The organism is Halorussus sp. MSC15.2, assembly GCF_010747475.1.
In the GTDB taxonomy this organism is placed as follows: Archaea; Halobacteriota; Halobacteria; order Halobacteriales; family Haladaptataceae; genus Halorussus.
In genome coordinates, this window is sequence record NZ_VSLZ01000001.1 from 188,432 (window position 1) to 201,441 (window position 13,010).

Consider the following 13,010-nt stretch of genomic DNA (forward strand, 5'->3'; position numbering starts at 1 on the left):
CCGGTTCGCTCGAAGTCCTCGCTTCGCCCGGAGTTCGCCGTCTGTTCCGAATCTACACTCCACCGGCCGGAGCGGTCTCGGAACGCCGAGCGGGACCGTCTTCGGTCTCGGGTACCTCGAAGTTCTCCGGCACCTCGAAGTTCTCGGGCGTCCCCAGCGCGTTCTCGTCGCGGGTCCGGCCCGCCAGCACGGCGTTCAACACCCCGCCGACCAGCAGAACGAGTCCGCTGAAGTAAAGCCAGATGAGCAGCAGCAGCGCGCTCCCGAGGGTGCCGTAAATCGCCTCGTAGCGCCCGGCGTAGGCGACGTAGCCCTGAAACGCCGCCTCCAGCACTGCCCACCCGACGGCGGCGACGACGGTGCCGGGGAGCACCTCTATCGGCCGAACGTCGACGTCCGGAAAGACGTAGTAGACCGGGAAGAACGCGACCGTCAGTCCGGCGACGACTAACAGCGGGTTCACCACGGAGGGGTACGGCAGCGCCGGGGCCAGCGCGAAGACGACTCCGGCCGCGACGATGAGGGTGATGGCGACGGTCAGCGCCACTACGACGACGAGGGCGTCTCTGGCCTGCGCGACGAGACCTTTCTTCTCCTCGATGCCGTATATCTCCGAGAACGCGACGTCCAGCGCGCGGAAAATCCGCGAGGTCCCCCACAGGAGCGTGACCGCACCCAGTATCGAGACGCTGGTCCGCGCGTCGGTCGCGCCGAGCGAGTCCACCAACAACTGCCGAGCGTACGGCGTCAGTACCGACTCGGTGGCCGAGTAGAGGTACGCGGTCAGCGCGGCGTTGTCGATGGCCGAGAGGACGAACAGAGCGAACAGCAACAGCGGTAGCGTCGAGACGAACGCGTAGTACGCGATACTCCCGGCCATGAACGTGATGTTCTCGCTGTGGACCTCCCGTAACGTCGCGCGCACCACGCTCCCCACCCGGTGGTGAACCCCCATCGCACCGTGGTACGGCCGTGAGACCCAAAACGCCTCTGCCCGTCGCGGACCCGAAACGCCGGTCGTTCTCCCGCGTCCGCGGCGACGAAACGCGACCGGCCGGGTCGCCCGAATCTTCTTACATCGAGTCGTCGTGGAAGACTCGGGGGAGAGTCCATGACGACGCAACCGACACGACAGACCGAGCAGTCACAGCGCGGCCGAACGACCGGGCAGAGCGCGACGCGAGGGTCCCAGACGGGACGACGACCGCGGACGTTCCGGACCGCCGTTGGTCTCCCGGACGAGACTCGGCGGGCCGTCGTCGGGATGCTCAACCAGAGTCTCGCCGACACGACCGACCTGATGACCCAGAGCAAGTTCGCCCACTGGAACGTGAAGGGGATGAACTTCTACCAGTTGCACCTGCTGTTCGACGAAATCGCCGAGACCTTCGAGGAGCACGCCGACGTCGTCGCCGAACGAGCGACCGCGCTCGGCGGGGAGGCCACCGGTACCGTGCGAACCGCCGCGGCGAACAGTCGGATTCCGGAGATTCCGCCCGACGTGACCACCGGTCCGGAGTACGTCGCGGCGCTGGTCGAGCGCGTCGGCATCCACGCCAACAACCTCCGGCGCGAAATCGAACTCGCGGTCGAGCGCGGGGACGAGGACACCGCCGACATGTACACCGAACTCTCGCGCGAGGTTGACGAGCAACTCTACTTCCTCGAAGCACACCTCCAGAGCGTCACCCCCGAGGCGATTCCGGACAGTCCGGGGGCGTCGCCACAGGGCGGCGGTTCGCAGGGGGGCACCCCGTCGCAGTACCGCCAGCCGCCGGAGCGTTCACCGGAGTCACAGCGGGGCGGAACGCAGTCGCGCCAAATCGGTACGCAGACCCGGGGTCGGCCGGGAACCGGCGGGACCCGCCAGCGGGGACAAGGGTACGGTCGCCGGTAGCGGTACAGCGATACGGTCGCGGTACCGACGGCTCAAGTCTCGACGCCGAGGACTCGCTCGGCCGCCGCGCCGACCTCGGGAACCGTCTCTTCGGGCGCGTAGACCCCCAGACGCCACTGGGCGCGTCCCGCCGCGCGCAGGCCCTCGACCAGCGGCGACTCGTCGGCGAGTCGGCGGACCTCGCCGTCCACGACCACCCGGGTCGAGGACTCCGGCATGCCGGGTTCGCCGGGGGTATCGACCAGCACGTCTTCGGGCGACACGTCGGCCTCGCCCGCGGCGTCGGCGGTCTCCGCTATCTCCCGCTCGAAGGCACGGACCTCGTCGCGGTCGGCCGTGACGACGCCCTCGGGCACCGCGTCGAGTTTGGCCCAGACCGCCCGCTTGTAGAGGTCGCGGTGTTCGAGGCGGCGGGCGGCGTCGGCCGTGGCCGGGCAGTCCCGGAGCGCACCGAGCAGGCGGTCGTCGGTCATCCGCGCGAACTCCTCCGGGCGGAGGTCGGTCGAATCGAGCAGGCGCTCGCTCGCGCGTTCGAGCATCGCGCCAGCGATGCGCGAGACGTGGTGGCGATACACCGTCGCGTTCATCAGCGCACGGGCGACCAGCGTCCCCTCGGCGGTCTGGACGTTGCCCTCCGAGAGGACGAGGCGGTCGTCGCGGAACTGGAGGGCCGCCAGCAGGCGCGAGTGGTCGATGGTGCCGTAGGGGACGCCGGTGTGGTGGGCGTCCCGGACGAGGTAGTCCATCCGGTCCACGTCGAGTTCTCCCGCGACCAGTTGGCCGAGTCTCCCGTTGCCCGCCACGAGGTCGGCGACCTCGTCGGGGTCGAGACCGTGGGACTCCAACACCGCGCCCAGTTCGCCCGACGCGAGCAGGTCGCCCACCTCGTCGTGGTGGCGACCGAGTCGGCGCTCGATGATGCCCTCGGTCTGGTGGCCGTAGGGTCCGTGGCCCACGTCGTGGAGCAGGGCGGCGGCCCGGACCGCCCTCGCCCGGTCGTCCGCCACGTCGAGCAGCGAGCAGGTCTCGCGGGCGAGGTAGTAGACGCCGAGGCTGTGTTCGAATCGGGTATGGTTCGCAGAGGGGTAGACGAGACGGACTGTGCTGAGTTGCTTGATGTGGCGGAGGCGCTGGAGTTCGGGGGTGTCCAGCAGGTCCGCCGCGAGGTCACAGACGGGGATGTGGTCGTGGACGCTGTCCTTGATAGCCTTCATTACGTTCGGTTTGACAGAGCGGTGGCAAAAATGACCTGTCTCGTCGTCGCGCGTCGCGACTGTCTCGGACGCTCGCTCGCACGACGGAGTACAAAAAAGTGGCCGTGGTCGAGGTGGTCAGTCGTCGCCGCTCCGCGAGAGCAGGTAGCCCCCGAGACCGCCGAGTGCGGTCAGCACGCCGAACCCGGGCGCTCGAACCTGCTGGGCGAGTTCACCGGTGTCCACCTTCTGCGCCGCAGTGTCGTTCGCTGCCGTCGTCTCGGTTGTCGCCGTCGTCTGGTTGCCCACCGTCGTCTGATTGCCCCCTTCGGGGGTGTCGGTCGTGAGCGTCTCGCCTCCGGTCTCGGCGACGGCGCGAATCGGGCCGCGAAGGACGCCGTCGGGATGCTCGGCCGTGCTGACCTGCACGTAGACCTTGTCGTTGCGAATCGCCTCGACGAGTCGCAACAGGGTCTCCTGCGCGAAGGGTCCTCGGAGGTCCTCGGCGACCAGTAGCGAGTCCACCAGCGACCCCTCTATCTGGTCCGTCGGGTTCTCCGGTTGGAACAGCGGTGCGACGAGGGGGTCGCTTCCCTGCGTGTCGAGATAGATGCCCGCGCCGGTCACGTTCTCGATGTTCTGGAGATACAGCGAGTACATCAGCTTCGGTTCCTCGCCGTTCGGCGGATGCAGGACGAAGTAGGTCGTCCCCCGCGCGTTGGTCTGGACGCCGTCCGCCGGTTGGAACTCCGCGATGAACTTCTGTGGGTTCTCGCCGAACTCGTCGGCCAGCGGGTGGGTCGTCTCGTTCTCCGCCACCTCGGTCGGGTTCGGGATGGTCGTCGGCGTCTGGTTGGCGACGGTCGTCTGGTTGCCTTGGGGCGGTGCCGCGCCCATGGCTATCTGGCCCCGCATGGAGTTGGGGTGGACCTGACAGACGTACACGTCCATCTGCTCGCTCGCGGTGAACTGGGTCGTCTGGGTCGCGCCGGTCCCGGAGATTATCTCGGTCCGGAGCAACACGTCGCCGTTCTGTCCGATGATGGCGAAGTTGTGGGGCGCGCCGTCGAGATTCTTCCACGTGACCGCGTACCGCTTGCCCGCTTCGAGGTTCAACACCGGATTGACCGCCTGCGCGATGGACGGCGGTTCGATACCCTGCCAGCCCGCCACCTTGCCGCCGAGTCGGTAGTGGGTCGCGACGTCCTGCCGTCGGCCGGTGGCGAGGACGGTCCCCACGTCGGTGATGCTGCCGACGCCGAGGAGCGCGCCCGACGTCGCGGCGGCCGAGAGGAAGGTGCGTCTGGTCCGGTGGTCCGTCGAGTCGTCCGTCATGATTCGGCCTCCAGTGAGTACGCCGCGATGGTGTTCTGTCCGCCGCCACCGCCTTGGATGTAGACGTACTGCTTGTTGACCTTGGGGTCGACCCAACTGACGGGGTTGCCGTCGAGGCCCGCCGAGAGCTTGTCGGTCCAGAGCCGGTCGCCCGTCTCCGAATCGTAGGCGATGAACAGTCCGGAGGCGGTGCCCGCGAACGTCAGGCCGGTCACGGTGGACATCAGACCGCCCCACGGGTTCTTGGCCAGCCAGTCCTGCCACTTTATCTCGCCCGTGACGGGGTCCACCGCCGTGATGTTCCCCGCGGGCTGGTCCCAGCCGTCGATGTTCTGGCGCTGGCTCTCGTCGGCCGTGATGTAGGTCATCCCCTCGTAGGGTTCGCCGATTTCGTAGGGGATGTACTCCCACGACAGCTTCATCGGCATGTTCGTCGCCTTCAGGAACAGCAGATTGCGTTGGGGGTCGTACGACGAGGGCTGGGGGTCGGTTCCGCCGATGAGGTTCGGCAGAATCCAGTCGGACGCCTCTAAGCTCTGCTCTGGCATCGACCACGTGTTGGAGTGCTCCGAGAACTCGTCGCTCCGCTGGACGAGTTCGCCGGTTTCGAGGTCCACCGTGTACACCCACGCGGTTTTCCCGGGCCACGAGGCCAGTTTTCGGGTCTCGCCGTCGACCTCCGCCTCGAAGATGGCGGCCGGACTCGGCGAGTCGTAGTCCCACCAGTCGTGGGGCGACTCCTGATAGTTCCACTGGAACTCGCCGTCCTCCCAGTCGATGCCGACCTTCCCCGCGGTGTAGGGGTTGAACCCCGGCCGGACGGTACCGAACCACGGACCGGGGTTCGAGGTGGGGATGACCGCGGTCCCGGTCTCGGGGTCGAGCGCAGGGGCCTGCCAGACCGTCGAACCGCCGTGCTTCCACGCGTCGCCGACCCACTGGTCGGGCGGGGTCAGTCCTTGGTGCCACTTCTTGTTCCCGTCGGTCGTGATGCCGGAGGCCCAGCCGTGGACGCCCCACTCGCCGCCCATGCTCCCCTTGAGGAGCGTGTCCTCGTAGACGATGAGCGGGTAGTTCGAGGCCTCGCCGCGGTTCTTCTCCCACGCCTGTAACTCGTCGTGCATCGCCATCGACGGCGGCCCTTCGGCCTTCTCGTCGCGGTACTCGTAGGCCCCGTTGTAGTACCACTGCTCGTTGGCGTTGTACCGGTTGAGCGCCAGTACGCCGTAGTCCAGCGTGGCCTTGTACAGGGTGTCGCCGAGGACGGCCACTCCGCGGTTCGCGGGCGGTTCCTCGTACGCCACCGGCGACTTCGCGTGGTACATGTGGTACCAGAGGACGTCGCCGGTCCGGGCGTTGATGGCCCGGGTCTGCTCGGGACCGTTGACCTGATAGAGTATCGGCGGGTCGCCCGGCACGACGAGCGAGGTCCCCTGAAACCCGGCCGCGTCGCCCGCTCGCGGGAGGTTGTCTATCTCCCACTCCAGCGAGAGGTCCGAGACGTTCTCGGGCGTGATGATGTCGGCCGCCGTGTGGTGGTGGCGTTCGTAGTTGTTGCCGTACAACAGCCACCCTTCGGGGTCGTCGCCGCTGTCGAGGAGTTGCTGTTGGGTGATGTCGCGCTGCGGGATGTCGTCGATATTCTCGAACTGCTTGATTTCGGACGTCCCCGGTTTGGGAACTCGCTCCTCTACCATCGTCAGTCACCTCCCGTCCGCGGTGCCCGCATCTCGTCGGTGATGCGGACGAGGTCGTACTGCAGGTCCGTCTGGCTGGCTATCAGCATCGCGGTACTCCCGGACACGAGCGCTGTCAGTTCCTCGTCGGATATCTCCCCGCGGCCGAGTCGGTCCGCGGCCGCGCTCAGGAGGTAGAACCCGCCGAGCATCGCGCGGACGTCGGCGATACCGTCGTCGAGCAGTTCGTCGGTTAACAGCACCTGATTCTGGCGGAGGTGCTTGTCTAACCCGTCTATCCAGAGGAGAGCGCCGCTCGCCGCCCGTTTTTGGAGCGGCGAGACGTAGTCGGGATTCACTTCTTCGACCGGTGCCTCCTCCAGCACCCACGTCGGCTCCCAGAGCGCGAGTCGGTCGGCCTGACTCACCACGTTCGCGACCAGCGCCGTCTGTTCGTGCTCGCCGAATCCGACCTCCGAGAGGGTCTCGGCGAGCGACGCCGTGTGGACGAGCTGTTTCGTCATGCGCTCGATGTGTTCGGACGTGAACCGCGGGAGGTTAGCTTCGGCGCTCGCGTAGAAGCCGACCTCGGTCAGGTGGTCGTCGATTCGCCACGCAGGCGTCGTCAGTTCCGCGTACAGTTCCTCGCCGCGGTCCGGAACACCTGCGGCGCGTACCGCCGACAGGTCCGCTATCGCGTCGGCGACGCCCGCCATCTCCGTCGCCAGTAGTTCGGCATCGAGCGACCCGGAGAGGTCGTTTCGGATGGCCTCCCCGCGGCGAGCGAACTCGCCCGCCGACTCGACAGCGACGAGGTCCCGCAGGTCGCCCAGTGTCACGTCGTCGATGGCCGAACCGCCGGTCGCGGCGGCACTGGCCACGCCAAGGACCTTGAGGAACTTCCGACGCTCCTCGTCCGAAATCCGTGAATAGGGTTGTTCTCCTTGCATTATTACTCCTCATTCACCGGATAGCCGAGTGCGGTGAACCGAGACGAAGTATGTTAACTACACACATACCTACCGACAATCGTTCAACGCGAAACGTGAGATTCGATAGAACGCGGCGTCTCCGGAACGGTCCGGTAGAACTCAAAGACGCCGTTTCGGAATCTGGTGCGTGGGTATTGCTCGTCACTGGTCGTGACGGTCACGCAAACTCCGTCAAGTTTCGAGTAAGCGATACCGCGGGAGCCGCCAAGACGAGCGCCGACACGGCGGCGAAACGTCAGGGTTCGGACCTCACTTACCGTTCGAATCCGCCGGACCGCCTTCGCCAAGTCGCCCTCGACTCCGGGCGGTGAGCAGGTCTCGCGGGCGAGGTAGTAGACGCCCGGACTGTAAACGAGTACCGAGCGCCGGTCGTCGAACACGACGCCCGGGGAAGCGAACCGTCGAGGCCACGAGGAGAACCTCGGGAGGAAGGGGACCGCCGTTCCGAGGGCGTCCGACCCTATCGACGGCACAGACGACCGCCGCGGCGGTTGTAATCCCGACCACTTACCACGGCGATTTCGTATCGCTGGCTGTGCGACGAAAACAAAAGCGTTTTCTTGACACCTATATTACGTTTCGATTCCGTGCCATCGCATAACGCCTCGAAATCGGAACTCGCCGGAGGCCTGCTCGTACTGGGAGTCGCCGCGGCCGTCGGTCTCGCCTCCCTGACTGGTCTCCACGATGTCCCCTCCGACCTCCTCCCGATGGTCTCCACGTGGGCGGTCGTCGGTGGCTATCACGTCCTGAAAGCGACGTCGACGCGATTCCGGCGACGCTGGTTCGACCCGCGCGTCCGGAGCGTCCTCGCGCTCGTCGCGTTCGCGACCGCGGGGTATCTGTCCGCGACTGGCGGCCGAGCGTTGGCGGTCTTTCCGGCAATCTTCGGTGTCTTTTTCGCCGTCGGTGCGGCAGTCGAGTCCCACAAGCGCGGTTCGCTCCCGGCCAACCCCTTCTTCCGCCTGCTCGTGGGCGCGACCGGTCTCGGCTTCGTCGCGCTCGCGTGGCACCTCGTCCGGAACTACCCCTACGTCGGCGTCACCGTCATGGCGGCGACCAGCGCGGTCACGGGACTCGCGCTCCTCGCGTGGACGGTTCTGGTGACGAAGCGGGACTGAGACGGGGAGCGAACCACTGAAACGCCCCCGACTCGAAGCCCCCGCCATGCCTTACGCGGACAACGACGGCGTTTCTGTACACTACGAGGTCGGCGGCGACGGCGCGGTTGAGAGCGACGCGCCGGTCGTCCTACTGGCCGACGCGGGCTACGGTCCGTGGCAGTGGGGCTGGCAGTACTCGGCGCTCGCCGGTCCCTTCGAGGTCGTCGTCCCCAGCACGCGCGGGACGGGCGACTCGGGCGCCCCCGACCCGGACGCCACCGACTCCTACGGCATCGACGCGATGGCCGCCGACCTCGAAGCCGTCCTCGCCGACCACGGAGCGCGGAAGGCCCACCTCGTCGGCGCCGGGATGGGCGGGATGGTCGCGCTCCGGTACTCGCTCGACTTCTCGCGCGCCCGGTCGCTGGCGCTCCTCGGCACCTCGCCGGGCGGGCCGCGCGCGACCCCCGTCGCCGACGGCCTGCGCGAGCGACTGCTCGCGAGCCCCGACGATTCGGCGGCCCTCCGCGAATCACTCGAACCGGTCGCGAGTGCGGAACTGCTGGAGACCGACGACCTCGTGGAGCGAATCGTCGCGTGGCGGCGCGACGAGGACGCCCCGGAGGCGGTCCAGCGCGCCCACTTCGACGCGATGGCCGACTTCGACGCCAGCGACAGCCTCTACGAGATTACGATTCCCGCGCTCGTGGCCCACGGGAGCGACGACCGGGTGATTCCGGCCGCGGACGGCCGACTGCTGGCCGACGGACTTCCGAAGGGCGAGTTCGAGGCGTTCCCCGGCGAGCGACTCTTCTACGTCGAACGCTCGAAGGCGGTCAACGACTCGCTGGTGGGGTTCCTGACCGACCACGTCGAGGACTGAATCCGCAACAACGCCTACGTCCCGCGGCGTCGAACCACACTCCATGACGCTCTCGCTCGAACGCCGGGCCGCGCTCTGGGGGGACCGAACTGCGGTGGTGGACGAGAACGCCGACCGGCGGGTCAGTTACGCCGACCTCGAATCAGAGGCCGACGCGATGGCCCGACGGCTCTCGGCGCTCGGGGTCGAATCCGGCGACCCGGTCGCCGTCCTCTCGCGCAATCGCGTCGAGACGCTGGCGCTCCTGTTCGCGACGCGGCGACTCGGCGCGGTGTTCGCGCCGGTCTCGTATCGACTCACGCCCGCGACCGTCGAGCGCCCGCTGGCGGTCGTGGACCCGGCGGTGGTCGTCCACGAGTCGGCACAGCGGGACCTGATTCGGGAACTGCCCGACGACCTGACCTACACCTTCGAGGAGTTCGGCCGCCGCGACGGCGAGGCGTACGAGCGCGCCGACCCCGACCCAGAGGACTCGCTGCTCTACCTGCACACGAAAGCGGAGGCCGACCGCCCCGCCGTGGGCGAGGACGAGGGGAAGAATCGACCGGGCGAGTCGCTGAACGCGGACCCGACGACGGCCCCGCGCGTGGTGGACCTTCCGGCCAGCACGGTCGAGTGGAACTGCATCACCGCGGCCGCGGCGTGGGGTCTCGGCCGGGGCGACTGCGCGCCCGCCCTGCTTCCGCTCTCGGACGCCGAGGGACTCCTCCGACTCACCCTGCCGCTGCTCTACGTCGGCGGTCGAGTCGTCCTACTCCGGGCGTTCGACCCCGAGGACGCCCTGAACGCGGTGTCCGAGGAGGGCGCGACCGCGCTGTTCGCGGGGGCGACCGAGTACCGCGAACTGGTCGAGAGCGAGTCGTTCGCGGGGACCGACTTCGGGAGCGTCGAGTTGCTCGCCAACGGGTCGGCGCTCACCGCGGACGTCCGAGGCGCGCTGGCCCGGCACGCGCCCGTGGTCCGGACCTACGGCCGAGTCGAAACTGGGCCGAACAACCTCTTCGTCCCTCCCGAGGGCGGCGTTGGAGGTGGGTCCGGCGACGAGACGACCGACGGTGAGGCGTCCGACGACGCCGACCCCGACCGCGTGGGCCGACCGTTCCCCGACTGCGAGGCCAGACTCGTCGGCGAGGACGGAACCCCGGTCGCCGACGGCGAGGTCGGCGAACTCCAGTTCCGCGGGCCGGTGACGGCGCGGGGGTATCTCCCCGACGACGGAACGGCGGACGGCGACGGCGGCGAGACGTTTCCCGAGTGGGTGCCGACGCGCGACTTGGCCACCCGCGAGGGCGGCGACTACTACCTGCTCGGGCGCGCCAGCGAGACCTTCGACGCCGCGTCGGCCCGCGTCCACCCCCGAGCGGCCGAGCAAGCGCTCGAAGCGCGCGAGGGAGTGGACGCCGCGGGAGTGGTCCCCGACGCGGAGGGCGTGCTGGCGGCCTTCGTCGGCGACGCCGACCCCGGCGAACTCCGGTCGGTCCTCGGCGACGAATTGCCGGAGACCGTCGCCGTCCGGGAACTCGACCGACTGGAGTCGCTCCCCCGGCGCTCGACGGGCGAACTCGACCGCGCGGCGCTTCGGCGCGACCTCTCGGGCGAGGAGCGCATCGATAAGGAGTGAGTACCGTCCGATGCCAGCGTACAGCCCCGGCTTCCGCTCGCGCGAGTCCGAGTGCGACCGACTCGACGTACCCGTCGCGGGCGAGATTCCGGCGTGGCTCTCGGGGACGCTCGTGCGTAACGGCCCGGGCAGGTTCGAGGTCGGCGGCGAGCGCGTCGCCCACTGGTTCGACGGACTGGCGATGCTCCGGGCGTTCCGCTTCGACGACGGCACGGTGACGTACTCGAACCGATTCCTGCGGACCGAGACCTACCGGTCGGCCGTCGAGGAGGGCGAGCTATCGAGTCAGTTCGCCACCTCGGGGAGCTACCTCCGGCGGCTCAAGTCGTTCCTGACCGACCCGACCGACAACGCCAACGTCCACGTCGCGCGCCTCGGCGGCGAGTACGTCGCGCTGACCGAGACGCGCCGGCGCGTGCGGTTCGACCCGGCCGACCTCTCGACGCGGGGCGACTTGCGCTACCGGGACGACCTAACCCTCCACCACGTCACCGCCCACCTCCAGCACGACCCGGAGCGGGGCGAGACGGTCGGGTACGGGACCGAGTTCGGCCGCCGGAACCGGTATCACGTCTACCGGGTGCCCGACGACCGGCCCGAGCGCGTCCCCGTGGCGTCGGTCGAGGTGGACAGACCGGCGTACGTCCACAGCTTCGCGCTCACGCCGACGTACGCCGTCCTCGTCGAACCGCCGTACGTCGTGAACCCGCTCCGGTTCCTCCTGCCGGGCGGCGGCGGATTCATCGACAGCTACCGGTGGCGACCCGAGCGCGGCACCCGGTTTCGGGTCTTCGACCGCTCGTCGGGGGAACTGGTCGCCGACCGGTCCACGGCGGCCTTCTTCTTCTTCCACACCGCCAACGGGTTCGAGACCGACGACGAGGTGGTCGTGGACCTCGTGGCGTACGACGACGCGACCATCGTGGACAAGCTCTTCATGAGCGCGATGGACGGGGACGCCGAGAGCGGGTCGGCGGGAGGCCCGGAAGGGAGTCCGGAACTCGACGCCGCCGACGGGACGCTCGCGCGCTTCCGCGTGCCCCTCGACGATGGCGGCGACGGCGGTGAAGTCGAGCGCGAGACGCTGTATCGCGGGACGGAACTGCCCCGGGTGGCCCCGGCCGCACGCGGGAGCACGTACCGGTACGCCTACGGGCAGGCGACCCTGCGCGAGACCGGGAACGGACTGGCGAAGGTGAACGTCGAGACGGGCGAGGCGCTGGAGTGGTGGGAAGCGGGCGTCTACGCGGGCGAACCGATATTCGTCCCGCGTCCGGACGCGGACGCCGAGGACTGCGGCGCGGTGCTGTCGCTCGCGCTCGACGCCGACAACGAGCGGTCGGTCCTCCTCGTCCTCGACGCCGAGACGTTCGAGGAGCGAGCGCGCGCGACGCTCCCCCACGTCGTGCCCTTCGGCTTCCACGGGGAGTTCTTCCCGGCGGTCACTGACTGAAGCAACCCGCGGCGACGGGGCGTCCCGAATACCGGCAGAACTCCCCACAGCGCAACGCCTTTTGGACCCCGAGTGTTTTGTGACTGGTAATGAGTCGATTGCGAATCGCGTTCGTCAACGCCGCCCACGACGGCACCGACACCCGGCGAAACTTCCGCCGGGAGTTGGACGCCGACCTCGTGGAGTTCGACGCGACGGGCGGCGAACTTCCCGATACCCTCGACTTCGACGGTGTCGTGGTGTCGGGGTCTCGCTCGTCGGTCTACTGGGACGAAGAGTGGATAGAACCGACGAAAGCGTGGGTCCGAGACGCCATCGAGGCCGGACTCCCGTGCCTCGGCGTCTGCTGGGGCCACCAACTGCTCGCGGACGTGCTGGGCGGCGAAGTCAGCGACATGGGCGAGTACGAAATCGGCTACCGAGAGGTCGAACACACCGGCGACTCGCGGCTGTTCGACGGTATCGACCGGCGGTTCACCGTCTTCACGACCCACTCGGACGCGGTGGTCGAACTCCCGCCGGGTGCGGAGGAAATCGCGGCCAACGACTACTCCAACCACGCCTTCCGCAAGGACCGCGTGTTCGGCGTCCAGTTCCACCCCGAGTACGATATAGAGACGGCCGAGTCGGTCACGGAGGGCAAGGACCTGTCGGAGGAACGCATGGCCGAGGTTCTCTCGGGCATCGACGAGGAGAACTACCGGGCGGCCTGCGAGGCCAAACTGGTCTTCGAGAACTTCTGCGAGTTCGTCCGCGAGGTCCGCGACGCGGACCCCTCGGGCGAGAGCGAGACCGCTTCGGCGTAGCGACCCCCGAGCGTCACCCGCAGTCACGCCGCCTTCCGCCGATTCCGTATC

At 68.4% G+C, this 13,010-nt stretch carries 11 protein-coding genes; 6 read left to right on the top strand and 5 right to left on the bottom strand.

All coding sequences use genetic code 11. The features are described 5' to 3' along the window. Nucleotides 1-52: 52 nt before the first annotated feature. The gene (locus FXF75_RS01010; protein ID WP_163519716.1) at nt 53-955 is read right to left on the bottom strand and encodes a YihY/virulence factor BrkB family protein; all 903 of its coding nucleotides are present in this window, start codon (nt 953-955) and stop codon (nt 53-55) included. A 156-nt stretch (nt 956-1,111) separates the two neighbouring features. Between FXF75_RS01010 and dps the strand changes: the two genes are divergently transcribed. After that, nucleotides 1,112-1,897 (top strand): DNA starvation/stationary phase protection protein Dps, encoded by a 786-nt coding sequence (dps, locus tag FXF75_RS01015; RefSeq protein ID WP_163519717.1) that lies wholly within the window; start codon nt 1,112-1,114, stop codon nt 1,895-1,897. 32 nt (nt 1,898-1,929) lie between these two features. On the opposite strand, the gene FXF75_RS01020 is transcribed toward dps, so the two are convergent. The 4 genes from FXF75_RS01020 to FXF75_RS01035 form a co-directional block, all read right to left on the bottom strand. Next, a complete protein-coding gene (locus tag FXF75_RS01020; protein WP_163519718.1) occupies nt 1,930-3,111 on the bottom strand; it encodes an HD domain-containing protein in 1,182 nt (393 codons plus the stop codon). Between the two features lie 117 nt (nt 3,112-3,228). Next, nucleotides 3,229-4,425, bottom strand: a complete 1,197-nt coding sequence (locus FXF75_RS01025; protein WP_163519719.1) for a CHRD domain-containing protein — start codon at nt 4,423-4,425, stop codon at nt 3,229-3,231. Next, nucleotides 4,422-6,122 carry a PQQ-binding-like beta-propeller repeat protein gene (locus FXF75_RS01030; protein ID WP_163519720.1) on the bottom strand — a complete coding sequence of 567 codons (1,701 nt, stop codon included), beginning with the start codon at nt 6,120-6,122 and terminating at the stop codon, nt 4,422-4,424. Before FXF75_RS01030 ends, FXF75_RS01025 begins: the two co-directional genes overlap by 4 nt. A gap of 2 nt (nt 6,123-6,124) precedes the next feature. Continuing rightward, nucleotides 6,125-7,051 carry a hypothetical protein gene (locus FXF75_RS01035; RefSeq protein WP_163519721.1) on the bottom strand — a complete coding sequence of 309 codons (927 nt, stop codon included), beginning with the start codon at nt 7,049-7,051 and terminating at the stop codon, nt 6,125-6,127. Nucleotides 7,052-7,680: 629 nt separating this feature from the next. Here FXF75_RS01035 and FXF75_RS01040 point away from each other — a divergent pair. The 5 genes from FXF75_RS01040 to FXF75_RS01060 all read left to right on the top strand — a co-directional run bounded on the left by FXF75_RS01040 (nt 7,681) and on the right by FXF75_RS01060 (nt 12,959). Continuing rightward, nucleotides 7,681-8,214: a hypothetical protein gene (locus FXF75_RS01040; RefSeq protein ID WP_163519722.1), complete on the top strand. Its 534-nt coding sequence runs from the start codon at nt 7,681-7,683 to the stop codon at nt 8,212-8,214. A gap of 46 nt (nt 8,215-8,260) precedes the next feature. After that, nucleotides 8,261-9,079 (top strand): alpha/beta fold hydrolase, encoded by an 819-nt coding sequence (locus tag FXF75_RS01045; protein ID WP_163519723.1) that lies wholly within the window; start codon nt 8,261-8,263, stop codon nt 9,077-9,079. A 43-nt stretch (nt 9,080-9,122) separates the two neighbouring features. Beyond that, nucleotides 9,123-10,700, top strand: a complete 1,578-nt coding sequence (locus FXF75_RS01050) for a class I adenylate-forming enzyme family protein (RefSeq protein ID WP_163519724.1) — start codon at nt 9,123-9,125, stop codon at nt 10,698-10,700. Nucleotides 10,701-10,710: 10 nt separating this feature from the next. After that, the gene (locus FXF75_RS01055; RefSeq protein WP_163519725.1) at nt 10,711-12,153 is read left to right on the top strand and encodes a carotenoid oxygenase family protein; all 1,443 of its coding nucleotides are present in this window, start codon (nt 10,711-10,713) and stop codon (nt 12,151-12,153) included. Between the two features lie 89 nt (nt 12,154-12,242). Then, nucleotides 12,243-12,959 (top strand): type 1 glutamine amidotransferase, encoded by a 717-nt coding sequence (locus tag FXF75_RS01060; RefSeq protein WP_163519726.1) that lies wholly within the window; start codon nt 12,243-12,245, stop codon nt 12,957-12,959. The last annotated feature ends 51 nt before the right edge of the window (nt 12,960-13,010 follow it).